The 26,228-nt window shown below is 74.4% G+C and carries 18 protein-coding genes; 10 read left to right on the top strand and 8 right to left on the bottom strand.

Features of this window, described 5'->3' with window-relative positions; all coding sequences use genetic code 11:
• The 5 genes from IF73_RS0131410 to moeZ all read left to right on the top strand — a co-directional run.
• Positions 1-1,512, top strand: a 1,512-nt coding sequence (locus IF73_RS0131410) for a glycosyltransferase (protein ID WP_078868364.1), incomplete at its 5' end; no start/stop codon positions are given.
• Positions 1,505-3,055 (top strand): hypothetical protein, encoded by a 1,551-nt coding sequence (locus tag IF73_RS42335; protein WP_234338397.1) that lies wholly within the window; start codon positions 1,505-1,507, stop codon positions 3,053-3,055. The genes IF73_RS0131410 and IF73_RS42335, both read left to right, overlap by 8 nt.
• Positions 3,056-3,181: 126 nt before the next feature.
• Positions 3,182-4,153, top strand: coding sequence for an NAD-dependent epimerase/dehydratase family protein (locus tag IF73_RS0131400; RefSeq protein WP_031013908.1), 972 nt, complete (start codon positions 3,182-3,184; stop codon positions 4,151-4,153).
• Positions 4,141-4,890, top strand: coding sequence for a spherulation-specific family 4 protein (locus IF73_RS0131395; protein ID WP_031013907.1), 750 nt, complete (start codon positions 4,141-4,143; stop codon positions 4,888-4,890). Before IF73_RS0131400 ends, IF73_RS0131395 begins: the two co-directional genes overlap by 13 nt.
• 63 nt (positions 4,891-4,953) lie before the next feature.
• Entirely contained in the window at positions 4,954-6,132 is a 1,179-nt protein-coding gene (gene moeZ, locus IF73_RS0131390; protein ID WP_031013906.1) for an adenylyltransferase/sulfurtransferase MoeZ, read from the top strand.
• A gap of 57 nt (positions 6,133-6,189) precedes the next feature.
• Here moeZ and IF73_RS0131385 read toward each other — a convergent pair whose 3' ends face one another.
• From IF73_RS0131385 to IF73_RS0131375, 3 genes are all read right to left on the bottom strand, one after another.
• Entirely contained in the window at positions 6,190-7,734 is a 1,545-nt protein-coding gene (locus IF73_RS0131385; RefSeq protein WP_031013905.1) for an alpha/beta hydrolase, read from the bottom strand.
• A gap of 229 nt (positions 7,735-7,963) precedes the next feature.
• The gene (locus IF73_RS0131380; RefSeq protein WP_031013904.1) at positions 7,964-9,544 is read right to left on the bottom strand and encodes an alpha/beta hydrolase; all 1,581 of its coding nucleotides are present in this window, start codon (positions 9,542-9,544) and stop codon (positions 7,964-7,966) included.
• A 110-nt stretch (positions 9,545-9,654) separates the two neighbouring features.
• Entirely contained in the window at positions 9,655-10,134 is a 480-nt protein-coding gene (locus IF73_RS0131375) for a MarR family transcriptional regulator (protein ID WP_031013903.1), read from the bottom strand.
• Between the two features lie 104 nt (positions 10,135-10,238).
• Here IF73_RS0131375 and IF73_RS0131370 point away from each other — a divergent pair, with 104 nt between their 5' ends.
• Complete coding sequence (locus IF73_RS0131370; protein ID WP_031013902.1) at positions 10,239-10,607, top strand: HGxxPAAW family protein; 369 nt, start codon at positions 10,239-10,241, stop codon at positions 10,605-10,607.
• Positions 10,608-10,619: 12 nt separating this feature from the next.
• Here the strand turns inward: IF73_RS0131370 and narI are convergent, their stop codons facing one another.
• Genes narI through IF73_RS0131350 form a run of 4 tightly spaced genes read right to left on the bottom strand, consistent with a single transcriptional unit; the run spans position 10,620 to position 17,194 of the window.
• Positions 10,620-11,342, bottom strand: a complete 723-nt coding sequence (gene narI / locus IF73_RS0131365; protein ID WP_031013901.1) for a respiratory nitrate reductase subunit gamma — start codon at positions 11,340-11,342, stop codon at positions 10,620-10,622.
• Positions 11,342-11,971, bottom strand: a complete 630-nt coding sequence (gene narJ, locus IF73_RS0131360) for a nitrate reductase molybdenum cofactor assembly chaperone (protein WP_031013900.1) — start codon at positions 11,969-11,971, stop codon at positions 11,342-11,344. Before narJ ends, narI begins: the two co-directional genes overlap by 1 nt.
• Positions 11,968-13,497, bottom strand: a complete 1,530-nt coding sequence (gene narH, locus IF73_RS0131355; protein ID WP_031013899.1) for a nitrate reductase subunit beta — start codon at positions 13,495-13,497, stop codon at positions 11,968-11,970. Before narH ends, narJ begins: the two co-directional genes overlap by 4 nt.
• A 1-nt stretch (position 13,498) precedes the next feature.
• The gene (locus IF73_RS0131350) at positions 13,499-17,194 is read right to left on the bottom strand and encodes a nitrate reductase subunit alpha (RefSeq protein ID WP_031013898.1); all 3,696 of its coding nucleotides are present in this window, start codon (positions 17,192-17,194) and stop codon (positions 13,499-13,501) included.
• Between the two features lie 139 nt (positions 17,195-17,333).
• On the opposite strand from IF73_RS0131350, the gene IF73_RS0131345 reads away from it, so the two are divergent.
• Positions 17,334-18,074, top strand: a complete 741-nt coding sequence (locus IF73_RS0131345) for a YwiC-like family protein (protein WP_037881107.1) — start codon at positions 17,334-17,336, stop codon at positions 18,072-18,074.
• 88 nt (positions 18,075-18,162) lie between these two features.
• On the opposite strand, the gene IF73_RS0131340 is transcribed toward IF73_RS0131345, so the two are convergent.
• Entirely contained in the window at positions 18,163-20,814 is a 2,652-nt protein-coding gene (locus tag IF73_RS0131340) for a lysylphosphatidylglycerol synthase domain-containing protein (protein WP_031013896.1), read from the bottom strand.
• A 150-nt stretch (positions 20,815-20,964) separates the two neighbouring features.
• Between IF73_RS0131340 and IF73_RS0131335 the strand changes: the two genes are divergently transcribed.
• The 3 genes from IF73_RS0131335 (at position 20,965) to IF73_RS0131325 (ending at position 26,159) form a co-directional block, all read left to right on the top strand.
• Positions 20,965-21,357 carry an MGMT family protein gene (locus IF73_RS0131335; RefSeq protein WP_402309943.1) on the top strand — a complete coding sequence of 131 codons (393 nt, stop codon included), beginning with the start codon at positions 20,965-20,967 and terminating at the stop codon, positions 21,355-21,357.
• A gap of 380 nt (positions 21,358-21,737) precedes the next feature.
• Entirely contained in the window at positions 21,738-25,223 is a 3,486-nt protein-coding gene (locus IF73_RS0131330) for an ATP-dependent DNA helicase (RefSeq protein ID WP_031013894.1), read from the top strand.
• A 168-nt stretch (positions 25,224-25,391) separates the two neighbouring features.
• Complete coding sequence (locus IF73_RS0131325; RefSeq protein WP_031013893.1) at positions 25,392-26,159, top strand: hypothetical protein; 768 nt, start codon at positions 25,392-25,394, stop codon at positions 26,157-26,159.
• Positions 26,160-26,228 lie beyond the last annotated feature (69 nt).

Raw genomic sequence — 26,228 nt, 5'->3', positions numbered from 1 at the left:
CCCCCCAACACCCGGCCCCTCCCCGCCACCGGCGAGGGCGCCCTCCCCGCCGGCCCGCCCGAGCGCGGCGGCCGCCGCGCCTACGGCCGCCGCGACCGCCGCCGCTTCGCCGAGGGCTTCCACGCCCTCGCCACCGGCCTCACCGCCGAGACCGACCCCGCCCACCCCGCCGGCGGCGACCCCGCCGACTCCTTCGCCACCGGCCTCGGCGCCCTCGCCGACCTCGCCCGCGACCGCGGCGGACTGCCCGCCGCGCTCCGCTCCGACGACGCCGTCCGCCTCCTGGAGACCGCCTGCCGCGCCCCCGGCGCCCGCCGCGCCGCCGCCGCGGCCGGACTCCACGACCACCTCGCCTTCGCCGACCACCTGGAGCGGGCCCTGCGCCCCCTCTCCCTCGACTGGTACGACGAGACCGCCCTCGGCGCCGCCGACCTCTGCCACGCCACCGCCGGCGGACCCGTCGCGCTCCCCGGCCTGCTGGCCAAACGCTTCTTCGGCACCCCGCTCCTCGTCACCGAGTACGGCGTCGGCCTGCGCTCCCACTACCTCGACGCGGAGGCCGGCGACCGCTCCACCGCGCTGCGCACCCTGCTCGCCGCCCTCCACGGCCGCCTCGCCGGCGAGACGTACCGCCAGGCCGCCCTCCTCACCCCCGGCAACGCCCACGCCCGCCGCTGGCAGGAGAGGCTCGGCGCCGACCGGGACCGGGTCCGCACCGTCCACCCCGGGATGCCCGCCGAACGCTTCGCCGAGGTCGGCGAGGACGAGGAGAGCGGCGAGCCCGGCACCCTCGTGTGGATCGGCCGGGTCGAACCCGCCAAGGACCTCGTCGCCCTCCTCCACGCCTTCGCCGAACTGCGCGCCCACCGGCCCGACGCCCGGCTGCGGATCGTCTCCGTCCCCGCCGACGGCGGCGAGGCCGAACCGGGCGGCGACCACTGCGCCTATCTCGCCCAGTGCGCCGCGCTCGCCGCCCAGCTCTTCCCCGACGAGGCCCCCGGCGCCCACGCCGTCGGCGAGAACCCCGTCTCCTTCGAGGAGCTCGGCGGACCCGAGGCCCCCACCCTGGAGGACGTCTACGCCTCCGCCGCCGTCGTCGTCCTCTCCAGCACCGTCGAGGGCTTCCCCGCCAGCCTCGTCGAGGCCATGTTCTGCGCCCGCGCCACCGTCTCCACCGACGTCGGCGCGGTCGTCGAGATCATCGGCGGCACCGGGCTCGTGGTCCCCCCGCGCAACCCCCGGGCGCTCGCCGACGCCTGCCTCGCGCTGCTGCGCGACCCCGAGCGCCGCCACCGGCTCGGCGCCGCCGCCCGCGCCCGCGCGCTGGAACTCTTCACCGTCGAGCAGAACCTCGCCGCGTTCCGCGGCATCTACCTGGAACTCCTCTCCCACGCGCCGGTACGCCACCGTGCCGGGTCCGACGTGCCCTTCGCCCACCCCGCCGAGGCGCACCTCGCCGGCGGCTGGGCGCCGAAGGCCGTCGCCGCGGACAGAGGAGCCCCCGATGCCTGAAGGAGGCACCCCCATGCGCGGCCCCGCCGCCCCGACGAGCCCCGGAGCCTGGGACGCACGCTCCGAGGCTCTCCTCGGCGCCCCCGCGGTGGACGCGGAACCCGCGCCCCCCGCCATAGCCGCGGGGCCCGCCGGCGCGCTCCCCACCCTCGACCTCCACGGGGACCCCCGGCCCGCCTCGCCGGACCCCGCCCCCGGCGCGTCCGCCCTCGACGACCTCCTCTCCGCCTTCGGCCCGCCCCGCCACCCCGCCGCCGACCCGGCACCCGCCCCCGCCGCCGAGGCGGACGAGGCGGACGAGGCCGAGCCCGAGTCCGAGCCCCACGCGGAACAGCCGGAAGCGGCGGAGCCGCAGGAGCCGGACGAGCCGCACGAGCCGGAGGCCGGAAGCGCCCCCGTGCCTGCCGCGCCGCCCGCCTCTGCCCCCGCCCCCGGCGGTGCCGTCGCGCCCGGCCCCGGGGCCGCCTGGGGCGAGGCGCCCGCGCCCGCCGAACCGCCACCCGCCGCCAAGCCCCCGCGGCGCACCGCCGGAGACCCCGTCAAGGTGCTCATGCACCGGCACCGGGAGCTGTGCGCCCGCGCCGTCGACCCGATGGAGATCGCCGCCGGGCTCGAAGCGCAGGGCTTCACCGACCGGACCGCCGCCCGCTACCGGCACCGGGACGTCTTCTCGCTCGCCGAGGAGCTGTACGCGCGCGTACCCCGCGGCCACCTGGAACCCGCGCCCGCCGAGCACGCCCCCGAGCCCCGCGCCCCGTGGGCGCTCGCCGCGCTCGCCCCCGGCGCCGCCGCCGCGCTCCTGGTGCCCGCCCTGCTCCACCTCGACGGGGCCGCCCGGGTCGCCGCCGCGACCGCCGGGGCGCTCGCGCTCGCCGGCGCGCTCGTCCTCGCCGTCCGGCGCGGACCGCTGCGCGCCGCCGCCCCCGTGCCCGCCGCCCGGCTCTGGACCCTGTGGCTCCTCGCGTACGCCGTCGCCGGCGACGGCCTCCTGGAGCAGGTGCTCGGCGGTGGACCCGACGGCGCCTGGACCCTCGCCCCCGCGCCGCTCCTCGGTCTCGCGCTCGCCGTCGCGCCCGCCGCCTGGTGCGCCCACCTCTTCGCCGGCCGGGCCCGTCGGCGCATCGCCGCCAGCCGCGGCCTCGCCGACTTCGCCGCCGCCACGCGCGCGTGGCTGCTCGCCGCCGTCCTCCTCCACCTCGCCGCCCTCACCGCCCTGCTGGCGCTCACCGGCCTCACCGCCGGCGCCCTCGCCCTCGGCGCCCTGCTCCTCCTCGCCCGGCTGCTCACCGTCCACGGACACCCCGAGACCGCCGCCGCCGCCCTCGCCGCCGCCTGCGCCGCCGAAGCCCTCGGCCTCGCGAGCGTGCTGGCCGCCCGGCTCCCGCTCCCCGGCTTCGACGCGCTCGCCGTCCCCGTACGGACCCTCGTCGGCGCCTGGGGACCCGGAGCCCTCCCCGCCCTCGTCTGCGGCGCCGCCGCGCTCGGCCTGCTGGCCCACGCGACCGGCGCCCTCGCCCGGGCCTCGGCCCACACCACCCCCTGACCCCGGGCACCCGCGGAGCCGACGCCGCGGGCGCACGGCCCCTCTCTCTCATCACCCCGCAAGGAGAACCCAGACCATGACCCCTCTCTCCCCAGCACCGGCCGGTCGGCACGAAGGGGCCGCACGATGAGGGTGCTACTGCTCGGAGCCAACGGATTCATCGGCCGCTTCGTCGCCGACCGGCTGCTCGCCGACCCGGCCGTCCACCTCACCGCCCTCGGCCGCGGCGACGACGCCGACGTCCGCTTCGACCTCGCCACCGGCAGCCCCGGCGCGCTCACCCGCTTCCTGGACGCCGTCCACCCCGGCGTGGTCGTCAACTGCGCGGGCGCCACCCGGGGCGGCGCCCGCGACCTGACCCGGCACAACACCGTCGCCGTCGCCACCGTCTGCGAGGCCCTGCGCCGCAGCGGCTGCGGCGCCCGGCTCGTCCAGGTCGGCTGCGCCTCCGAGTACGGGCCCAGCCAGCCCGGCTCCTCCACCGCCGAGGACGCCGTGCCGCGCCCGGGAGGCCCGTACGGCGTCTCCAAGCTCGCCGCCACCGAACTCGTCCTCGGCTCCGGGCTCGACGCCGTCGTGCTCCGGGTCTTCTCCCCGGTCGGCCCCGGCACCCCCGCCGGCTCCCCGCTCGGCCGGCTCGCCGAGGCGATGCGCCGGGCCATGCAGGCCGGGGACGGCGAGCTCAAGCTCAGCGGCCTCGGCGTGCAGCGGGACTTCGTGGACGTCCGGGACGTGGCCCGCGCCGTGCACGCGGCCTCCCTCTCCGCCGCGCAGGGCGTCGTCAACATCGGCACCGGACGGGCCGTCCGGCTCCGGGACGCCGCCGCCGTCCTCGCCCGGGTCGCCGGCTACGCGGGCAACCTCCACGAGGTGGACGCCCCGCACGGCATCCCGCAGCGGCCCGTCATCGGCCCCCCGCGCACCGAGGCGACCATCGCCGAACAGCTGGCCGCCGCGCCCTTCCCGTACCCCGACGGCTGCGGTCCCTGGCAGCAGGCCGACGTCCGCACCGCCCGCGACCGGCTCGGCTGGCGCCCCCGGATCAACCTGGAGGAGTCGCTCGCCGACATCTGGATGGAGGCGGCGTGTCGCATCTGACCGCCACGGGCACGGTCCGGGCGCTCGGGGTGGGCGCTCCCGGCTACGCCCACCCGCTGCTCGCCCCGGTCGAGTGGGCCGAACTGACCCGCCCCGGGACCCCGGTGCACTGGGCGGTGCTCAACGTCGCCGACGGCCCCGGCAGCCGCCCCGACCCGCACTGCCTGGAGACCGCCGGCCGGCTGCGGCACGCGGGCGTGCGGGTGCTCGGCCACCTGGACCTGGCGCACGGCTCCCGCCCCTTCGGCGAGCTGGTCTCGCAGGCGCAGCGGTACCTCGACTGGTACCGGGTCGGCGGCTTCTATCTGGACCGCTGTCCCACGGACCGGACGGACCTGCCCGGAGTGAGAAGGGTCACCGCCACCCTGTCGGCGCTCCTCGGCGGCGACGCCCACCTCGTCCTCGGTCACGGCAGCCACCCGTACCCCGGCTACGCGGAGGCGGCGGACCAGCTGGTGACCTTCTCCGGCGCCTGGGCGGAGTACCGCTGGTCGCAGGTGGCGGAGTGGACGGCCGAGTATCCGGAGGGGAAGTTCGCCCACCTCGTCCACGGGGTGCCGCGCACCCACCTCGACGAGGCGCTGCGGATCGCCCGCTGGCAGGGCGCCGGCACGATCTTCTTCACCGACCGCAGCGGAGGTCCCGGCGGAGCACCGGGACAGAACGCGCCATTTCACTCGCTGCCCGGCTACTGGGACGAAATCGTCTCGCGGATCGGACCGGGTGTCTCGGAATGAGAAGGGGCGTGGCAGTGTTACGGGGAGAACAACCGTACTGACATACCGACAACCGGAGTCCCCGTGTCGCTGCCACCCCTGGTCGAGCCGGCCGCCGAGCTCACCGTAGACGAGGTCCGCAGGTACTCCCGCCACCTGATCATCCCCGACGTGGGCATGGACGGGCAGAAGCGGCTGAAGAACGCGAAGGTGCTGGCCGTCGGCGCCGGCGGCCTCGGGTCGCCGGCGCTCATGTACCTGGCCGCGGCCGGTGTCGGCACCCTCGGCATCGTGGAGTTCGACGAGGTCGACGAGTCGAACCTCCAGCGCCAGATCATCCACAGCCAGGCCGACATCGGCCGCTCCAAGGCCGAGTCGGCGCGCGACAGCGTGCTCGGCATCAACCCGTACGTGAACGTGGTCCTGCACGAGGAGCGGCTCGAAGCCGACAACGTGATGGACATCTTCAGCCAGTACGACCTGATCGTCGACGGCACCGACAACTTCGCCACCCGCTACCTGGTGAACGACGCCTGCGTGCTGCTGAACAAGCCGTACGTCTGGGGCTCGATCTACCGGTTCGACGGCCAGGCGTCGGTCTTCTGGTCCGAGCACGGTCCCTGCTACCGCTGCCTCTACCCGGAGCCCCCGCCGCCGGGCATGGTCCCGTCCTGCGCCGAGGGCGGCGTCCTGGGCGTGCTCTGCGCGTCCATCGGCTCCATCCAGGTCACCGAGGCCATCAAGGTCCTCGCCGGTGTCGGCGAGCCGCTCGTCGGCCGTCTGATGATCTACGACGCCCTGGAGATGCAGTACCGCCAGGTGAAGGTCCGCAAGGACCCGAACTGCGCGGTCTGCGGCGAGAACCCGACGGTCACCGAGCTCATCGACTACGAGGCGTTCTGCGGCGTCGTGTCCGAGGAGGCCCAGGAGGCGGCGCTCGGCTCCACGATCACTCCGAAGCAGCTCAAGGAGTGGATCGACGAGGGCGAGAACATCGACATCATCGACGTCCGCGAGCCGAACGAGTACGAGATCGTCTCGATCCCCGGCGCCCGTCTGATCCCGAAGAACGAGTTCCTGATGGGCAACGCCCTCCAGGACCTCCCGCAGGACAAGAAGATCGTCCTGCACTGCAAGACGGGTGTCCGCAGTGCGGAAGTCCTCGCCGTGCTCAAGTCCGCGGGCTTCGCGGACGCGGTGCACGTCGGCGGCGGCGTGATCGGCTGGGTCCACCAGATCGAGCCCGAGAAGCCGGTCTACTAGTCGACCGTGACGAAGGCCCCGGACCGCTTGCCGGTCCGGGGCCTTCGCACGTCCGCGCTACCCGCAGGTCGTGCCGTACGCGGGCACCTTCCCGTCGAGCAGGTAGGCGTCGACCGTCTCCGTCACGCACTCCGAGGTGCCGTACGCGCCGTGCCCCTCGCCCTTGTTGGTGACCAGGACGCCGACGCCCTCGCCCAGCTCCTTCGCCATCCGCTCGGCGCCCTCGTACGGGGTCGCCGGGTCGCCCGTGGTGCCCACGACCAGCACCGGGGCCGCGCCCGGCGCGGAGGCCGCCGGGGTCTTGGCCTCGCCCTTCACCGGCCAGCCGGCGCACCAGCCGGCGGTGTCCCAGGCGAGGAAGGCGCCGAAGACGGGGGAGAGGCGGCGGAACTCCGGCAGCAGCGCCTTCGCCTGCGCGGCGGTCGGACGCTCGCTGGAGTCCGCGCAGGAGATCGCCCGCTGGGAGTGCGACTGGGTGGCGTAACGTCCCTGCGCGTCCCGGTCGTTGTAGGAGTCCGCGAGCCGCAGCAGCGGGGCGCCGTCGCCGGACTCGGCCGCCCGCAGCGCCTGGGTGAGCAGCGGCCAGCTCTGCTCGGAGTAGAGGGTCACCGCGACGCCGGTGACCGCGAGGCCCTCGGTGAGGCGCCGGTCGCCGACCGTCAGCGGCCGCCGGTCGAGCGCGGCGAGCAGCGTGGTGATCCGGGCGGTGGCGGCCGCCGGGGTCTGGCCGGTGCTCTTGGCGTAGTTGTCCAGGGCCCGCTGGAAGCCGATCGTCTGGTGCCGGGCGTGGCCCGCGCTGTCGGCGGTCGGGTCGACGACCGCGTCCAGGACCAGCCGGCCCACGTTCCGCGGGAAGAGGTGGGCGTAGGTGCCGCCGAGCTGGGTGCCGTAGGAGATGCCGAAGTAGTGCAGCTTGGCGTCGCCGAGGACGTGCCGGATCAGGTCCAGGTCGCGGGCGGTGGCCGTGGTGGTGGTGTACGGGATCACCCGGCCGGAGCGGCGGGCGCAGCCGGCGCCGAAGTCCGTCGCGTCCTTCAGGTAGGCGGCCTCCTCGGCGGGCGTGTCCGGGGTGGAGTCGACGCGGGTCTCGGCCGCCGCCTGCTCGGCGTCGGTGCGGCAGACGACGCCGGAGCTGCGGCTCACCCCGCGCGGGTCGAAGCTCACGAGGTCGTACCGCTCGCCCAGCTCCTCGTACTCCCCGGAGAGCTCCGGCAGCATGTCCACCCCGGAGCCGCCCGGCCCGCCGAAGTTGAAGAGCAGCGAACCGATCCGTCGCTTCGGGTCGGTCGCCTCCTTGCGTATCAGGGCGACGGGGAGGGTGGCGCCCGACGGCTTCGCGTGGTCCAGCGGCACGTTCACGGTGGCGCAGCGCCAGTCGCCGCCCCAGTCGTCGCAGCGCTGCCAGTCCGGCCGCTGGCCGGTGAGGGAGGCGGGGAGACCGGAGGCGGGGGAGGGCTTGGCGTCCGAGGGCGTCGGGGCGGCCGAGGTGGGGGCCGCGGACGGGGTCGAGGGCTGGGCCGCGGGCGGGGAGCCCGTGCTCGTGCAGCCGGTGACCAGCACTCCGCCGAGGGCGAGGACCGTCAGACGCCGGCGTATGGACATGGGAAACCCCCCGGGTTCGAGACTGGCCCGTCATCCTAGGCCCTGTCGTCACACGCCCGCCGTCGCCCGAAGGGCGGCCCTGCGGCGTCAGGTGCGTGCTCTCGGCGTGCCGGGCGCAAGCGCTCGTACTGGACGTACTCGGGCTTGTGCCCGGTGCGGCGAGAGCGCGTGCATGGCGTCGCGGGGCAGGCGGGAGTGTGACGACAGGGCCTAGGGGGCTCGGGTTCGGCTACTTGCAGACGGTGCCCGTGGCGGGGACCCTGCCGTCCAGGAGGTAGCCGTCGACGGCCTTCTTCACGCAGGCGCTGCCGCCGTTGTAGGCGCCGTGGCCCTCGCCCTCGTACGTCAGCTCCACGCCGACGCCCTTGCCGAGTGCCTGCACCATCGCGCGGGCGCCCTCGTACGGGGTCGCCGGGTCGCCGGTGTTGCCGACCACCAGGATCGGCGCCGCGCCGGGCGCCGACACGTCCGGGTGGTCCCAGGCGCCCGGCACCGGCCACTGCGAACAGCTCGACAGCGCCCAGCCCATGAAGTCGCCGAAGACCGGCGACGCCTCGCGGAACTGCGGCAGCCGCTCCTTGGCCTGGCCGAGGGTGTAGCGCTCCTTGAAGTCCACGCAGTTGATGGCGGCGTTGGCGGCCTGGATGTTGCTGTAACCGCCGTTCTCGCCGCGCCCGTTCATGGAGTCGGAGAGGGCGAGCAGCAGGGCGCCGTCGCCGCCGTCCGCCGCCTCCAGGCCCTGCTCCAGATACGGCCAGAACTCCTTCGAGTACAGCGCCTGGGCGATGCCGTTGGTCGCCTGGGTCTGGGTCAGCTTCCGGCTGCCGATGCCGGGGATCGGGTTCTTGTCGAGCGCGGCGAGGAGGTCGGTGACGCCCTCCTCGACCTCCGCGACCGTCGCGCCCGGCAGGGCGCACTCGTCGCCCCGGTCCACACAGTCCTGCGCGAAGTTGTCCAGCGCCAGCTGGAAGCCCTTCGCCTGGCCCAGCGCGCCCTCCTCGACGCCCGCGTCCGGGTCCACCACCGCGTCGAACACCGCCCGGCCCACCCGCTCGGGGAAGAGGTGGGCGTAGACGCCGCCGAGCTCCGTGCCGTACGAGATGCCGAAGTAGTGCAGCTTGTCGTCGCCGAGGACCTGGCGCAGCAGATCCATGTCGCGGGCCGCGCTCTCCGTGCCGACGTGCGGCAGGACCGGGCCCGCGTCCTTCTCGCAGCCCGCCGCGTACGCCTTCTGCGCGTCGGACAGCGTCCGCTCCTCCGCCGGGTCGTCGGGCGTGAAGTCCAGCGCGTAGTAGGCGTCCAGCTCCTTGTCCGTGGCGCACTCCACCGGCTCGCTGCGGCCGACGCCGCGCGGGTCGAAGGAGACCAGGTCGTAGCGGGTGCGGAGGGACTCGTAGTCGGGGGCGAAGCCGGGCAGGGCGGTGACGCCGGACCCGCCCGGGCCGCCGAAGTTGAAGATCAGCGAGCCGATGCGGCGGGCGTTGTCGTCGGCCCGCGCGCGGATCAGGGCCAGTTCGATCGTCTCGCCCTCCGGCTGCGACCAGTCGAGCGGCGTCCGCAGGAAGGCGCACTCCCATTCCGTGCCGTCCGGCAGCGGCGACGGTGCCGAGCCGCCGCCCTCCGACGCGGACGGGGGCGGGCAGGTGTCCCACTCCAGCTGTTGCTCCGTCAGCGCCGAGAGGCCGCCGGTGCCGGTGGGGCGGGAGGCCGCGGGGGTCCCGTCGCCGGAGTCGTCCGAGCAGCCGGTCAGGCAGAGGACGGCGGAGGCGGTGAGGAGGGCGGCGGCGCGCTGGGCGGCGGAGATCGGCATGCCCCCATGCTCCGGCGCCCCGCCGCCGCGCGCCCGTGACGCACCCCCAAGCGGGTGTCCCGGAGCCGGCCGCCCCTCAGCCGCGCCAACAACGCTGCAGGTCAGTACAGCTAGCCGGTGGGGCCGCGGAGGGCGTCGAGGTGGGCGCGGGCGGCTTCGGCTGCGTGGGTGAACCAGTCCGCGATCACGGCGGTCTCCTCGGGGGTGTAGCGGGCGAAGAGCTCGCCGAGGCGGTCGTAGAAGGGCTGGTACAGCTCCGTCAGGCGGACGACCGCGGCCGGGTCGGCGACCACGCGGACCCGGCGGCGGTCGGCCGGGTCGGGGACCCGGTGGGCGTATCCGGCCTTCTCCAGCCGGTTGAGGACGCCGGTCACCGCGCCGGTGGTGAGGTTGGCCCGCTCGGCGAGGTCGCCGGCGGAGAGCGGTTCGGCGGCGGCGCCGAGCACATGGCCGAGGCAGGTGAGGTCGGTCACGTTCAGGCCGAGCGCCTGGGCCACCTCCTGCTGCCCGATCAGGCCGAGCGCCACGTAGGTGTCCATGCGCGAGATCGCCTCGGCGGCGGTGGCCGGCGGCCGGCTCTTGCCCTGCACCCCGATACTCCTTAGTGTCTAAGATACTTGGCTCGTGAGATAAATGATCTCGGCGAGCCTCGACACCCTCATCCTGCCTGCCCTCACCCCCTCAGGGAGCCTCCGTGAGCGCCCACGGCGACGTCGACCTCGGCCACACCCTGGCCGGCTGGACCGGAACCGCCCTCGCCACCCTCGGCTGCGCCGCCCTCGGCGCGGCCCTCTGCCTCGGCTCCGCCCGGACCGCGGCGGCCGGCGCCGCGCTGCTCGTCGCCGCCGCCCTCACCACCTGGCTGCTGCACCTCGCCGGCTGGGGCAAGCCCTCCGGGCCCCGCCCCGCCGCCCAGTGGGACTGGCGCGTCCGCGACGCCACGGCCCGGACCGGGCACCCGGACTGCCTCGGCTGCCGCATCGCGGGGCGGCGGGTGCCCGCCCGGCCCGCCGCGCTCGCCGCCGCGCCCCCGGCGGCGCGCCGCCCGACCGCGCCCGCCTGACGGGCGGCGCGGTCAGACCCGCTCCCAGCCCCGCTTCGGCGCCCGGTTCGCGATCCGGCCGGGGCGCCGCCGCCGGTAGACGACGAACGGGCGGAACAGGTACCGCAGCGGCACCGCGAACATGTGGACGAGACGCGAGTACGGGATCAGCGCGAAGAGCGCGAAGCCGAAGAGGACGTGCAGCCTGAACGCCGCCGGCGCGCCCGCCATCAGCGCCCAGTCCGGGCGGAGCGCGAACAGCGACCGGAACCAGACCGAGACGCCCTCGCGGTAGTTGTACCCGTCCGTCGCGCCCGTCGAGTTGAGGACGGTGGCGAGGATGCCGAGGGCCATCGCCCCCAGCAGCACCGCGTACATGAGGTGGTCGCTCTTCAGGGTGGCCTTCCGCACCGCCGGCACCCGCAGCCGCCGGTACACCAGGATCCCGATGCCGACGGCGGCCGCGGCCCCCGCGACCGCCCCGGTGGAGACCGCCACCAGGTGGTAGGCGTGGTCGCTGATCCCGAGCGCGTCCGTCCACTCCATCGGGATCAGCAGCCCGACCACGTGCCCGAGGACGACGAACAGCATCCCGAAGTGGAAGAGCGGCGAGCCGATCCGCAGCAGCCGCGACTCGTGCAGCTGGGACGAGTGGGTGGTGATGCCGAAGCGGTCGTAGCGCCCGCGCCAGACCGTGCCCGCGACGAGCAGGGCCACCGAGACGTAGGGCAGCACGCCCCACAGCAGCAGATCCATCAGACCGGGGTCCTTTCGGTGCGGGGGAGGGTCGGCCAGGGCAGTTCCACACCGGGCCCGAGGGGTTCGAGTCCGACGAGCTCGCGCGGCGGCCCCGACCGGGCCAGCGCCTTCGCCTCCTCCTTCGTCCGGGGCGAGGGCCCGGGCAGGGTGCCGCAGACGGCCTCCAGCACACCGGCGTACGGCGTCCCGGCATCGGCCAGCGCCAGCCGCAGCAGCTCCAGACCGGCCCGGTGCTCCTGGAGCAGGGCGGTGCCGGGCTCCTCGTGGAGGGCGGCGAACTCCAGGGCGGCGGGCAGGAAGTCGGGCAGCTCGTCGCTGTCGAACTCCAGGCCGTGCTCGCGGTAGGTCCGCTTGATCCGGACCAGGGAGAGGCCGCGGCGCCGGGTGTCGCCGTCCGTCCACCAGGTGAGGTAGAGGCAGCGGCGGTTGCGGGTGTCGAAGGTGTCCGTGTAGTGCGCGGCGAGGTCCAGGAGCCCGGTCCCCTCCACGTGGCCGAGGAAGTCCGCGAGCCCGGACGGAGCCCCGCCCAGGGCCCGCCGCAGCAGCGGTACCTCCTCGTACAGCCGCTCGTCCGGGTAGGTCAGGCAGCGCGCCGCCGCCATCCGTACCACCGTGTCCGGGGTCATGAACTGCTCCTCGTGCGGCCCAGGTTGAGCAGGACCCGGCCGCCGCCGCCGCCCGCCTGGCCGGCGACCGGGCAGCCCTCCTCCAGGGGATGGCTGTCGGCGAGCGCGTCCGCGTCGGCGCGGGCGGCCGTCGGGACCACGTACCGGTCCTCGTACTTGGCGACGGCGAGCAGCCGGAACATGTCCTCCATCTCCTGCCCGGTCAGTCCGACCGCCTCCGCGACGGTCTCGTCCCTGTCCTCGCCGAGGTTGACCGCCCGCATGTAGGAGCGCATGGCGGCCATCCGGCGCAGCACCGCCTCCACAGGCACGGTGTCCCCGGCGGTCAGCAGCTCCGCCAGGTACTCCACCGGGATCCGCAGCGCGTCGATCGCGCCGAAGAGGTTCCCGGCGTCCTCGCCGTCGCTTCCGGTGGCGGCCACCGCGTCGACCACGGGGGAGAGCGGCGGCACGTACCAGACCATCGGCATCGTGCGGTACTCCGGGTGGAGCGGCAGCGCGACCTGGTAGGTGGCGATCAGGTCGTGGACGGGGGAGCGGCGGGCCGCGTCCAGCCACTCCTCGGTGATCCCGGACGCCTTCGCGGCGGCGGCCACCGCCGGGTCGTGCGGGTCGAGGAAGCACTCCAACTGGGCCGGGTAGAGGTCGTGTTCGTCCTCGACGGCCGCCGCCTCGGCGACCCTGTCGGCGTCGTAGAGCAGCACGCCCAGGTAGCGCATCCGGCCCACGCAGGTCTCGGAGCAGACCGTCGGCATGCCGACCTCCACGCGCGGGAAGCAGAACGTGCACTTCTCGGCCTTGCCGGTGGCGTGGTTGAAGTAGACCTTCTTGTACGGGCAGCCGGTGACGCACATCCGCCATCCCCGGCACTGCTCCTGGTCGACGAGGACGATGCCGTCCTCCTCGCGCTTGTACATGGCGCCGGACGGGCAGGCGGAGACGCACGCCGGGTTGAGGCAGTGCTCGCAGATCCGGGGCAGGTAGAACATGAAGCTCTGCTCGAACTCGAAGCGGATCCGCTCGCCGACCTGCTGCCGCACCTTCTCGACCAGCGGGTCCTTCGGCCCGTGCTCGGGCGCGCCGCCGAGGTTGTCGTCCCAGTTGGGGCCCCACTCGACCTTGTCGAGGGGTTCGCCGGTGACCTGGGAGACGGGCCGGGCGACCGGCAGGTCGTCACCGGCGGGGGCGTCGGTGAGGTTCCTGTACTCGTAGGTCCACGGCTGGTAGTAGTCGTCGAGCTCCGGAAGCTCCGGGTTGGCGAAGATCTGCCCGAGCCGCTTCAGCCGCCCGCCGGCCCGCAGCCGCAGCCGCCCGGACCGCGTCCGCTCCCAGCCGCCCTTCCACCGCTCCTGGTCCTCCCAGCGGCGCGGATAGCCCTGCCCGGGAAGCGTCTCGACGTTGTTGAACCAGACGTACTCGGTGCCCTGCCGGTTGGTCCATGCCTGCTTGCAGGTGACCGAACAGGTGTGGCAGCCGATGCACTTGTCGAGGTTCATGACCATCGCGACCTGCGCCATGACCCGCATCTCAGTACTCCACCCTCTGGTCGCGGCGGCGGATCACCGTCACCTCGTCGCGCTGGTTCCCGGTCGGGCCCAGGTAGTTGAAGGCCCAGGTCAACTGGGCGTAGCCGCCGACGAGATGGGTCGGCTTGAGCATCACGCGCGTCAGCGAGTTGTGGATGCCGCCCCGGCGGCCGGTCTTCTCGGTCTTCGGGACGCCGACCGTGCGCTCCTGGGCGTGGTTCATGTAGACCGTGCCGGCCGGCATCTTGTGCGAGACGATCGCGCGGGCGGTGACCACGCCGTTGCGGTTGACCGCCTCGATCCAGTCGTTGTCCCTCACCCCGATGGCCTCGGCGTCCTGCGGGGACATCCAGATCGTCTGCCCGCCCCGGCCGAGCGTCATCATGTACAGGTTGTCCTGGTACTGGGAGTGGATGGCCCACTTGTTGTGCGGGGTGAGATACCGGACGGCCACCTGCCTCCCGCCCGCCCGTCGCCCGCCACCACCCCTCTGCGGAAGCCCTTCGGGCAGCACCTCCTCGACGGTCCCCAGCTCCGGCTCCCCGTACAGCCGGTGCATGTCCAGCGGCGGCTTGTAGACGGGCAGCGCCTCGCCGACCTCGTGCATCCAGTCGTGGTCGAGGAAGAAGTGCTGGCGGCCGGTGAGCGTGTGCCAGGGCTTGAGGTGCTCCGTGTTGACGGTGAAGGCGGTGTAGCGGCGGCCGCCGGACTCGCTGCCCGACCACTCGGGCGAGGTGATGACGGGGACGGGCCGGGCCTGGGTGTCGGCGAAGGTGATCCGCTTGCCCTCGGCCTCGGCGGCCAGATGGGCCATCTCCTGTCCGGTGCGCCGCTCCAGCTTCTCGAAGCCCTGGGTGGCGAGCCGCCCGTTCGACGTGCCGGAGAGGGCGAGGATCGCCTCACAGGCCCGCCGCGCGGTGTCCAGCCGCGGCCGGCCGTCCGCGATCCCACCCCTGACCAGGCCGTTCTTGGCGCCGAGGTAGGCGATCTCCTCGTCGACGTCGTAGGTGATCGCCTTCGTCGTCACACCGAGCCGGTCGATCAGCGGGCCGAGCGCCGCGAACTTCTCGCCGACGGCCCCGTAGTCCCGCTCGACGACCGTCAGGTTGTACATCGTGCGTCCCGGGACCGGCTCGCACTCGCCCTTCGACCAGTCGAGCGCCACCCCGCCGGGCTGGGCCATCTCGCCGCCCGGGGTGTCGTGCTGGAGCGCGGTCGCCACCAGGTCCTTCCTGACCCCCAGGTGCTCCTTCGCGAGCTCGCCGAAGCGGCGGGCGAGGGCGAGGAAGGCGTCGTAGTCGGAGCGGGCCTGCCAGGGCGGGTCCACGGCCGGGGTGAAGGCGTGCAGGAAGGGGTGCATGTCGGTGGAGGACAGGTCGTGCTTCTCGTACCAGGTGGCGGCCGGCAGGACGACGTCGGACAGCAGGGTCGTGGACGTCATCCGGAAGTCCATGGCGAGCAGCAGGTCGAGCTTGCCCTCGACGTCCTCCTCCCGCCACCGCACGTCCCTCGGCGAACAGCGCGGCCCGTCCTCCGGGAGGTTGGAGTGGGTGCCGAGGAGGTGCTTGAGGAAGTACTCGTTGCCCTTGGAGGAGGAGCCGAGGAGGTTGGCCCGCCACACGTTGAGCACCCGCGGCCAGTTCCCCGGCGCGTCCGGGTCCTCCCCGGCGAAGCCGAGCGTCCCGTCCTTCAGCGCCCGTACGGTGTCGGCGACCGGGTCGTCCTGGGCGCCGAGCTCCAGCGGGTTGCGGTCGAAGGTCGGGTACGAGGGCATCCAGCCCATCCGCGCCGACGCGGCCAGGCAGTCGGCGCCCGTCATGCCCGCGAAACGGCCCGCGCCGAGCGGCGACGCCAGCGACTCGGCCGGCAGGGTGTCGTACCGCCACTGGTCGGTGTGGAGGTAGAACCAGCCCGCGCCGATCATGTGCCGGGGCGGCCGGCCCCAGTCGGAGGCGCTCGCGAGGGTCGCCCAGCCGGTCACCGGCCGGCACTTCTCCTGGCCGACGTAGTGGCCCCAGCCGCCGCCGTTGCGCCCCTGGCAGCCGGTGAGCGTCAGCAGCGCGAGGAAGGCCCGGTAGATCGTCTCGGAGTGGAACCAGTGGTTGGTGCCCGCGCCCATCAGGATCATGCAGCGGCCCCGCGAGCGCTCGGCCGTGTCCGCGAACTCCCGCGCGACCCGGGCGGCTTGCGCGGCCGGGACGGAGGTCAGCGTCTCCTGCCAGGCGGGCGTGCCGGGCTGCGAGGCGTCCTCGTACGACTCCGGCCAGGCGCCCGGCAGGCCGGGCCGCCCGACCCCGTACTGGGCGAGCAGCAGGTCGTACACGGTGGTCACCAGGCGGTCGCCCAGCCGCCGCACCGGGACGCCCCGGCGCAGCACCTCGCCCTCCTCGTCGAAGCGCGGCAGCACCACCTCGGCGGCCTCCCCTTCCTCCAGCAGGGACAGCCGGGGGCGCACCCCGCCGAGGTCGAGATTCCAGTCGGGCTCGCCGTCGGTGCCCCAGCGGTGCCCGAGGGTGCCGTTCGGGACGACGGGCTCGCCGGTCGCGTCGTCGACGAGGACGGTCTTCCACTCGGCGTTCTCGACGTCGTGGCCGAGGTCGGCGGCGGTCACGAACTTCCCGGGGACCAGGCCCCGTTCGGTCTCCGTCAGCGTCACCAGGAACGGCAGATCGGTGTAGGTCCGCACGTACTCCGCGAAGAACGGCGTCTCCCGGTCGACGAAGAACTCCTTCAGGACCACGTGCCCCATGGCCAGGGCCAGCGCCCCGTCCGTCCCCGGGTGCGGGTGCATCCACTCGTCGGCGAACTTGGTGTTGTCGGCGAAGTCGGGGGAGACGGTGACGACCTTCTGGCCCCGGTAGCGGGCCTCCGTCATCCAGTGGGCGTCCGGCGTGCGCGTCACCGGCACGTTCGAGCCCCACATCAGCAGATAGGCGGCGTCCCACCAGTCGCCCGACTCGGGCACGTCCGTCTGGTCGCCGAAGACCTGCGGGGAGGCCACCGGCAGGTCCGCGTACCAGTCGTAGAAGGAGAGCATGGGCGCGCCGATGAGGGAGTGGAAGCGGGCGCCGGCCGCGTGCGAGGCCATCGACATCGCCGGGATCGGCGAGAAGCCGGCCACCCGGTCCGGGCCGTGCTCCCCGATGGCGTGGACGTGCGCGGCGGCGGCGATCTCCACCGCCTCCTCCCAGCTCGCCCGCACCAGACCGCCCTTGCCGCGGGCCTGCTGGTAGGTGCGGCGGCGCACCGGGTCGCGCTGGATGTCCGCCCAGGCGAGCACCGGGTCCTTCAGGCGCTTCTTCGCCTCCCGGTACATCGCGAGCAGGGCGCCCCGGACCATGGGGTGCCGGACCCGGGTGGGGGAGTAGCTGTACCAGGAGAAGGAGGCGCCCCGGGGGCAGCCGCGCGGCTCGTACTCGGGCCGGTCGGGGCCGACGGACGGATAGTCGGTGGCCTGGGTCTCCCAGGTGATGATCCCGTCCTTGACGTACACCTTCCACCGGCACGAACCGGTGCAGTTGACGCCGTGGGTGGAGTACACGACCTTGTCGTGGCTCCAGCGGTCCCGGTAGAACGACTCGCCCTCGCGACCGCCGGTGCGGTGCACCGTCCGCAGGTCCTCGGAGACCTCGGCGCGGGAGAAGAACCTCCCCGCCCGGAGGAGGATCTCGGCGGCGTCCGGCTGCTCCTGCGGCACGTCAGGCTCCTTCACGACGAAGCGGTTCAGCAGCTTGAGCCTAGGCCGGGCGAGACACCCGGAAGGGGGGCCGATGGTCCCGAACGGGGGTGACCAAGTCCCGCATTCGTCCCGGGGACCGGTGTGTGAGGCTGGCCCGGTGAGCACTCTCCGACGGTGGATACCGAACCAGCACGGAGCCTGGGCCATGCTCGTCGTGCCCGTCCTGGCGGGAGTCCTCACCGGCTCCCCGACCTGGCTCCAACTCCCTCTCCTCCTCGCGTGGTTGCTCGGCTACTGCGCCGTCTTCCACATCGAGCAGTGGGTACGGCTCCGACACGCCTCCCGCAACCCCCGGGCAGCCGCACGCCACCTGCGCCCCGCGCTGGTCCTCGCCGGCGCGACGGCCGCCCTCGGCCTGCCCCTGCTGATCGCCGCACCCTGGCTCGGTGTCGCGGCCGCCCTGATGGCGCCCTTCCTCGCGGTGAACGTCGTCTTCGCCCGCCGCAACCGGGAACGGGCGCTCGTCAACGGTCTCGCGGCCGTCGTCCCCGCCTGCGGGATGCTCCTCGTCGCGCTGCGCCTCGGCGGCGGCGCGACCGCCGACGGCCTCGCCCCCGCGGCGGCCTGCCTGCTGTACTTCGCCGGCACCGTCCCGTACGTGAAGACCATGATCCGCGAGCGGAACTCGGCGGCGTACCGGAGGGGTTCGGTCGCCTACCACGCGGTGGCGCTGGTGGCGGCGACCCTGCTCGACCCGTGGCTCGCCGTGCCCTTCGCGGTCTACCTCGCCCGCGCCGCCGTCCTCCCCGGCCGGGGGATCCGGGTCCCGGTGGTGGGAGCGGTCGAGGTCGGCTGCTCGCTGCTGCTGCTCGGCTTCCTCGTCGGCGTGTACGGCTGAGGGCGGGCGGGGCCACGGCCGACGGCGGGTCCGCGGCCCGACGGCGGGTCCGCGGCCGACGGCGGGTCCGCGGCCGGCCGCCCCTCCGCTACAGCGCCTCCCGCTTGGTCAGCCAGTTGAAGCAGATCCAGCCGGGCAGGACCGGCAGCCACAGCGTCAGCATGCGGTAGAGGAGGACGGCCGGGGTGGCGACCTCGAACGGCAGGCCGACCGTGACCAGGCCGAAGGTGAGCGCGCCCTCGACCGCGCCGATGCCGCCGGGCGTCGGGGCCGCCGAGCCGAGCGCGTTGCCGGCGAGGAAGACCACCGCCACGCTCGCGTAGCTGATCGACGCGTTCCCGTGCCCGAAGGCGCGGATCGACGCGTCCAGGCAGAGGACGAACGTGCCGGTCAGCAGCAGCATCCCGCCGATGCCCGTGACCAGCTTCATCGGCCGCTGGAGCACGTCCAGCATGCGCGGCACCACACCCGCGAAGAGCGAGCGCAGCCGGGTCGAGACGAACTTCCGCATGAACGGGATCGCCGTCATCACCAGCACGAGCACCGCGACCGTCAGCAGGCCCGCGATGACCGTCCTCGACGGGGTGAAGGACGGCGACTTCTCCGTGCCCGTCAGATAGCCGAAGAGGAGCAGCAGCAGGATGTGCGCCCCGAGCCCGAAGAGCTGCGAGGCGCCGACGCTCGCCACCGCGAGCCCCGGGCGCACGCCCGCGCGCTGGAGGAAGCGGGTGTTGAGGGCGACACCGCCGACCGCCGCCGGGGCGACGATCTTCACGAACGAGCCGGCGACCTGCGCCACCACCGTCCGCCAGAAGCCGACCCGCTCCGGCACGAAGCCGAGCAGGCTCATCGCCGCCGCCACATAGCTGAGCGCGGAGAACAGCACCGCCGCCGCCACCCACCGCCAGTCCGCCTCGCTGATCGTGGACAGCGGCGTCCGGGCGATCTGCGAGAGCAGGAAGTACGCGGCGACCGCGCCCGCGATCATCGAGATCAGCGTCCGCGGCTTGATCCGCTCCAGCCGGACCGGCTCCACCGGCGCCTGCGGCCGGATCAGCAGCACCTGCCGGCGGATCTGCGCGAGCAGGTCCTCCTCACGGGCCTCGTCCAGGGCCTCGTCGAGCGCCCGCTTCTCCGCCTTCTTCTCCGCCTTCTTCTCGGCCTTCTCGGCCTTGGGGTCGGTGCCGGGCACCGGAAGGCCCGCGTGCGCGGCCGCCTTGGCGCGCTCCCGCTCCCTCTTCGCCGCCTCGGAGGCCGCCAGGACCGCCTCCCGCTCCCGCTGCGAGCGCTCCCGTGCCAGCCTCCGCAGGGTGGCGCGGGTCGACCGGCTCAGCGCGATCGGCTGCAGCAGCGGCAGACAGTCCGCCACCGCGTCCGGACCCAGCACCTCCACCGCCGACGCCACCGCCCGCTCCGCCCCGACCCGCAGGCCCAGGGTGGTCAGGAACTGGGCGATGTCCATCCGCAGCACCAGATCGCCGGCCGCGATCTCGCCGCCGCGCAGATCCGTCAGGAACACCCTGCCGGAACGATCCACCAGGATCGCGTCGCCCGACAGCCTGCGGTGCGCGATCCGGCGCGACTGGAGCGCCCTCACCTGCCGCCAGGCGCTCCGCACCAGCTCGTCGGTGATCTCGTCGTCGTCCAGCGAGTCCAGGCTCCGCCCGCCGATGTGCTCGTACACGAGCATCACCGCGTCCGGGCCCAGCTCCGAGGTGGCGATCAGCTTCGGCGCGTTCGCCCCCGCCGCGATCGCCGCGTACGCCAGCAGCGCCTCCTGCTCCAGCGCCTGCCGGAGCGGCACGATCGACCGGCGGGTGGTCACCGTCCGCAGGGTGATCCGCCGCCACAGCCGGTAGAAGAAGCCGTGCGCCTGCTGCTCCCGGTCGACGACGGTGACGTCCAGCGGCGCCCCCTCCTCCAGGGTCACGATGTACCGGCGGCCCCGGTCACCGCTCTCCGCCGTCTCCGGCACCTCCTCCGCGCGCAGCGCCGTCACCGGCCGGAAGCCGACCCGGCGCAGGCCGGCGAGGAGGGTCTGGCCGGTCGGCCGCACGTTCGGGGAGCCGACCGCGTACAGCGTGCCGTACGCCACGGTCCAGCCGATCAGCACGGTGAGGATGATCGAGAAGGCGGTGGTGTAGCCGGCCACCAGCAAGGTGAAGGCGTCGAGCAGCAGCACCGCCCAGAGCGAGAAGCGCCAGCGCGGTCTGCGGGCCATGCCGACGGCCGTCATGTACGCGATCACCGGCGCGAGGTAGTTGTGCACCGGGTCGGTCAGCCCGCCGCCGCTCGCCGCCTGGGTCAGCGCGTCCTGGATGGTGTCCGGCGCGGCCTTCGCCACCCACAGGTCGGTCGCCAGCGTGACGCCGTGCGCGAGCACCGCGGCGAGCACGCCGTCGGCGATCCGCAGCCCGTCCCGTTTCACCAGCCGCTCGATGGCGAAGGCCACCGGCAGGACCAGGATCGCGATCGACGACACCAGCCCGGCGATCTTGACGAAGACGTCGGGGGCGCCGACCGCGCCCTTGTTGATGTCCTGCTCCAGGCCGGAGGTGGTGCCGTGGGCGAACGCGGCGATGGCGAGGACGACGGCGATGGCCAGCACCCCGGCCAGCAGACGCATCAGGTCGGAGGGCCGGTGGACACGGGCGGCGAGCAGCGGCTCGTCGCCGGAGACCCGCTCGGGCATGTCGGGCCGAGCCTCACCGGGAGGCTGTGTGTCCTGACCCATCACCATGTCCGTCTCTGCGTGTACATCCGTCGGTTCTGCCTGCGTCTGCCGCTGTTGATCTCGTATCACCAGTCACCGCCCGGACGATGGTGGCACGAAGAGCCGCCCCGCGGAGGCATCAGGGCCATGTCGGTGGGGTGAGGCAGGATGGGGCGGATGAGGCTGGAGGGACCCGTGGGACGAACCGGAGCGAGCGGAGCGGACGGCTCCGGACCGGCGGGCGAGCTGCCCCCGTACGCGGAGGCCGTGCTCGACGTCGCCGACCGCATTCCGCCGGGGCGGGTGATGACCTACGGCGACGTCGCCGAATGGCTCGGCGAGGGCGGCCCCCGCCAGGTGGGCCGCGTGATGGCCCTCTACGGCGGCTCCGCCCCGTGGTGGCGGGTCGTCCGCGCGGACGGCACCCTGCTCCCCGGGCACGAGCTGCGGGCCCTCGGCCACTACCGCGACGAGGGCACCCCGCTGCGCGAGCGCGGCCCGGCCGCCGAGGACCACGTGCCGAGGATCGACATGCGCCGGGCCCGGTGGGACGGCACCGATCCGGAATGACCCGCGCCGGGGGCGGCGCGGGGGACGGCGCCACGCGCGCGTGCGGGATCTCACACCCGCGCGTGCAGCCCTGGTGGCGCCGGGGACCCCGGCCGTCCGGTCCTGGAGACCGGGGCCCGCGACCGCCCGCTTTCGCGTAACGTCGACGGGCACGCCGCCCGCGGCGACCGGTCCGCCGGCTTCCGTGGATCCGACCGGTCCGGCGAGTCCGACGGCTTCGACGGATCCGACGGATTCGGCGGATCGGGGAGTGGTGCGGACAGGTGTACGGGACCCGGCACGCGCGCGTACGCGTGCCCGGCGCCGTACGCCGTCCCGTACCTCCGTCGTCACCGGCACCGCCCGCACCACATCACCACCGACCAGGACCGGCCAACCACGTGAGCTCCTCCTCCACCACCCGGCCGACGCCGCCGCACCGGGGACAGCCGTACCCGGGTGCGGGCCGGCCGCGGACCCCCGGCGCGTACCGGCTGGTGCGCACGGCCCCGGCCCCGGTGGATCCCCCTCAGCTGGACGCAGCGCAGCGGGCGGTGGTTGAGCACGACCGGGGACCGCTCCTCGTCCTCGCCGGACCCGGCACCGGCAAGACGACCACGCTGGTCGAGGCGGTCGCCGCCCGCATGGAACGCGGCACCGACCCCGAGCGGATCCTCGTCCTCACCTTCAGCCGCAAGGCCGCCGTCGAACTCCGCGACCGGATGGCCACCCGGCTCGGCGGCCGGCGCCCGCCGCAGGCCACCACCTTCCACTCGTACTGTTACGCCCTCATCCGGGCCCACCAGGACGCCGAGCTCTTCGCCGAACCGCTCCGGCTGCTCTCCGGCCCCGAGCAGGACCTCGCCGTCCGCGAACTCCTCGCCGGCCAGATCGACCTCGAACGGACCGGGCTCGGCGGTGTCCGCTGGCCCGACGAACTCCGCGCCTGCCTCACCACCCGCGGCTTCGCCGACGAGGTCCGCGCCGTCCTCGCCCGCTCCCGCGAGCTGGGCCTCGGCCCCGACGCGCTCCGCCGCTTCGCCGAACGCGTCGGCCGCCCCGACTGGAAGGCCGCCGCCGGCTTCCTCGCCGAGTACCTCGACGTCCTCGACCTCCAGGGCGTCCTCGACTACACCGAGCTGGTGCACCGGGCCGTCCTCCTCGCCGAACGCGTCACCCTCCCCGCGTACGACGCCGTCTACGTGGACGAGTACCAGGACACCGACCCCGCCCAGGTCCGGCTCCTGACCGCCCTCACCGGCGGCGGCCGGAACACGGTCGTCGCCTTCGGCGACCCCGACCAGTCGATCTACGCCTTCCGCGGCGCCGACGTGAACGGCATCCTCGACTTCCCCGCGGCCTTCGGCGGTGCCCCCGTCCGGGTCCTCGGCACCTCCCGCCGCGCCGGCGCCGACCTCCTCGCGGCCACCCGGCAGCTCACCCAGAGGATGCCGCTGAGCCGCCTGCCCGCCGCCGCGGTCCGCGCCCACCGCGAGCTGTCGCCGGTACGGGACGGGGGCCGGGCCGAGGCGTACACCTACCCCACCGCCTCCGCCGAGGCCGAGAACATCGCCGACCTGCTGCGCCGCGCCCACCTGGAGGACGGCGTCCCCTGGCACGCCATGGCCGTCCTCACCCGGGCCGCCGCCGTCCTCCCCGCCCTCCGCCGAGCCCTCACCTCGGCCGGCGTCCCCGTAGAGACGGACGCCGCCGACACCCCCCTCCGCCACGAACCGGCAGTCGCGCCCCTCCTCCTGGCCCTGAGAGCGGTGGCCGCCACCGCCCACGGCGCCGCACCGGCGCCCGAACCCGCACCCGCCGAGTCCGCACGGACCGAGTCCGCACGGACCGAGTCCGCACAGACCGAGTCCGCACAGACCGAGTCCGCACACAGCACGCCCGCACAGACCGAGCCCGCACACAGCGCGCCCGCACAGACCGAGCCCTCGCAGACCGCGCCCGCACCGGACGAGACGCCCGTCCGCGACGAGACGCCCGCCCCCGACGAGCCGTCCTGGCTGGACGTCCAGACCGCCCTGGAGCTCCTCGCCTCCCCCCTCGCCGGCATCGACCCCGCCGACCTCCGCCGTCTCGGCCGCGCCCTCCGCGACGAGGCGCGCGCCGCGGGCGACAAGGTCCCGCCGCCCTCCGACGTCCTGCTCGCCCGCGCCCTCGCCGAGCCCGAGCGCCTCGCCGCGCACGACCCCGCCTACGCCCGCGGCGCGCTCCGCCTCGGCCGGCTCCTGCAGGAGGCCCGCGCGCTGCTCGCCGCCGGCGGCACCGCCGAGGAGGCCCTGTGGGTGCTGTGGAACGGCACCCCCTGGCCCGCCCGCCTGGAGCGCGCCGCCCTCCGCGGCGGCCCCGCCGGCCGCAACGCCGACCGGGACCTCGACGCCGTCTGCGCCCTCTTCGAGACCGCCGCCCGCGCCGAGGAACGGCTCGGCGGCCGCGGCGTGCTCAACTTCCTCGAAGAGGTCGACGCCCAGGACATCGCCGCCGACACCCTCACCCGCCGGCACACCCGCCCGGACGCCGTCCGGCTGATGACCGCGCACCGCTCCAAGGGCCTGGAGTGGAGCCTCGTCGTCGTCGCCGGCGTCCAGGAGGGCCTGTGGCCGGACCTGCGCCGCCGCGGCTCCCTCCTCGAAGCCGACCGCATCGGCCGCGACGGACTCGCCGAACCGCTCACCCCCGGCGCCCTCCTCGCCGAGGAGCGCCGCCTGTTCTACGTGGCCGCCACCCGCGCCCGCGACCGGCTCGTCGTCACCGCCGTGAAGGCCCCCGCCGAGGACGGCGACCAGCCCTCCCGCTTCCTCGCCGAACTCGGCACCGAACCGAAGGAGGTGCCGGGCCGGCCCCGCCGCCCGCTCGCCGTCTCCGCGCTCGTCGCCGAACTGCGCGCCACCACCGTCGACCCGGACGCCTCGCCCGCGCTCCGGGACGCCGCCGCCCGCCGGCTCGCCGAACTGGCCGCCCTCACCGACGAGGACGGGCAGCCGATGGTCCCCGCCGCCCACCCGGACCGCTGGTGGGGCCTGCACGAGCCCACCCGCTCCGCCGTGCCGCTCCGCGACCGGGACCGGCCCGTGGCGCTCTCCCCGAGCGCCCTGGAGAACCTGGCCGCCACCTGCTCCCTCCAGTGGTTCCTGGGCCGCGAGGTCAAGGCCGCCGAACCCGCCTCCGCCGCGCAGGGCTTCGGCAACGTCGTCCACGTCCTGGCCGACGAGGTCGCCTCCGGCCGCACCCCCGCCGACCTCGACGTCCTGATGGCCCGCCTCGACACCGTGTGGGACGCGCTCGCCTTCGACGCCCCCTGGAAGTCCGAGCAGGAGAAGGGGCACGCGCGCGTGGCCCTGGAACGCTTCCTGAGCTGGCACGTCATGGACCGCGGCGGCCGCACCCCGGCCGCCTCCGAGCACGGCTTCGACGTCACCCTGGAGGCGGGGGAGTACCAGGTCCGCATCCGCGGCTCCATGGACCGGGTCGAGACCGACGAGGAGGGCCGCGCGTACGTCGTCGACTTCAAGACCGGCAAGTCCGCCCCCACCCGGGACGAGGTCGCCCACCACCCGCAGCTCGCCGTCTACCAGCTCGCCGTCCGCGAGGGAGCCCTCGACGAGGTCTTCGGCGGGCGCCGACCCGAGCCCGGCGGCGCCGAACTCGTCCAGCTGCGCCAGGCCGCGCCCAAGAAGGAGGGCGGCGACGCGCTGCCCAAGGTGCAGGCCCAGCAGCCGCCGGAGGGCGAGTGGATCGGCGACCTGCTCGCCACCGCCGCCGGCCGGGTCCTCGACGAACGCTTCAGCCCGACGCCCGGCGGACACTGCGCGACCTGCTCCTTCCGCGCCGCGTGCAGCGCCAGGCCCGAGGGCCGACAGGTCGTCGACTGAGCCGTCACGCCGGGAAGTGACGCGAGTCACGTTCCCGGTTGCGCATCCTTTGTCCACCCCGGATTGTCACTGCTTGCGCGGCACCGCATAAGGTCCGCGTGAGGGAAACCTGTGAATATTCGCTTTCGAACACGTCGAAGCGCATCGAACACGCTGAGGAGTACGCGCATGAGGGCCAACCGGAAGCTCTGGGCCACCGCGACGATCTGTCTGGCCGTCGTCGCCGGTGTCTCGGGCTGTGGCAAGGGCGACGACAAGCCCGCCGACCCCTTCGCGGGCCTCTCCGCCGACGCGATCGCCGACAAGGCCGTCGAGGCCACCAAGTCCGCCACCGCCTTCCGCATGAACGGCAACGGCACCGACGAGGGCGTGGCGATGAAGGTCGACTTCGCCGTCGACGACAAGGGCAACTGCAAGGGCTCCATGGAGAGCGGCAAGGGCGGCAAGGCCGAGATCGTCGGCACCGGCGGCACCAGCTACATGAAGGGCGACGACGCCTTCTGGAAGTCCTCCAGCGGCGAGGAGGGCTCCTCCGACGAGGAGGCCGGCGCCATCTCCACGCTGCTCAAGGGCCGCTGGATGAAGATGCCGGCCGGCGAGGAGGGCCCCGGCGCCTTCTGCGACCTCAAGTCCATCACCAAGGACATGGACGAGGACACCCCCCGCAAGGGCATGACCCGTGAGGCCGACGCCGACGTCGACGGCACCCCGGCCGTCGTCCTCAAGGGCAAGGCCGACTCGAAGGGCGAGACCTCCACCCTCTACGTGGCCAAGGACTCCGCCAAGCCGTACATCCTCCGCGTCGTCACCACCGGCGGCGACGAGCCGGGCACGGTCACCCTCGCCGACTACGACAAGCCGGTCACCGTCACCGCCCCGCCGGCCGACCAGGTCGTCGACATGGAGCAGCTCATGAAGGCCGGCGCCGGCAGCTGACCCGTGCGCTGAGTAGCGGCCACGCGCGCGTGGGGCGACCCTGGTGAAAGGGTCCGGGGGGGCGAGGAG

The organism is Streptomyces sp. NRRL F-5727 (assembly GCF_000719555.1).
Classification (GTDB): domain Bacteria; phylum Actinomycetota; class Actinomycetes; order Streptomycetales; family Streptomycetaceae; genus Streptomyces.
This window is presented reverse-complemented; position numbering and strand designations above follow the sequence as displayed.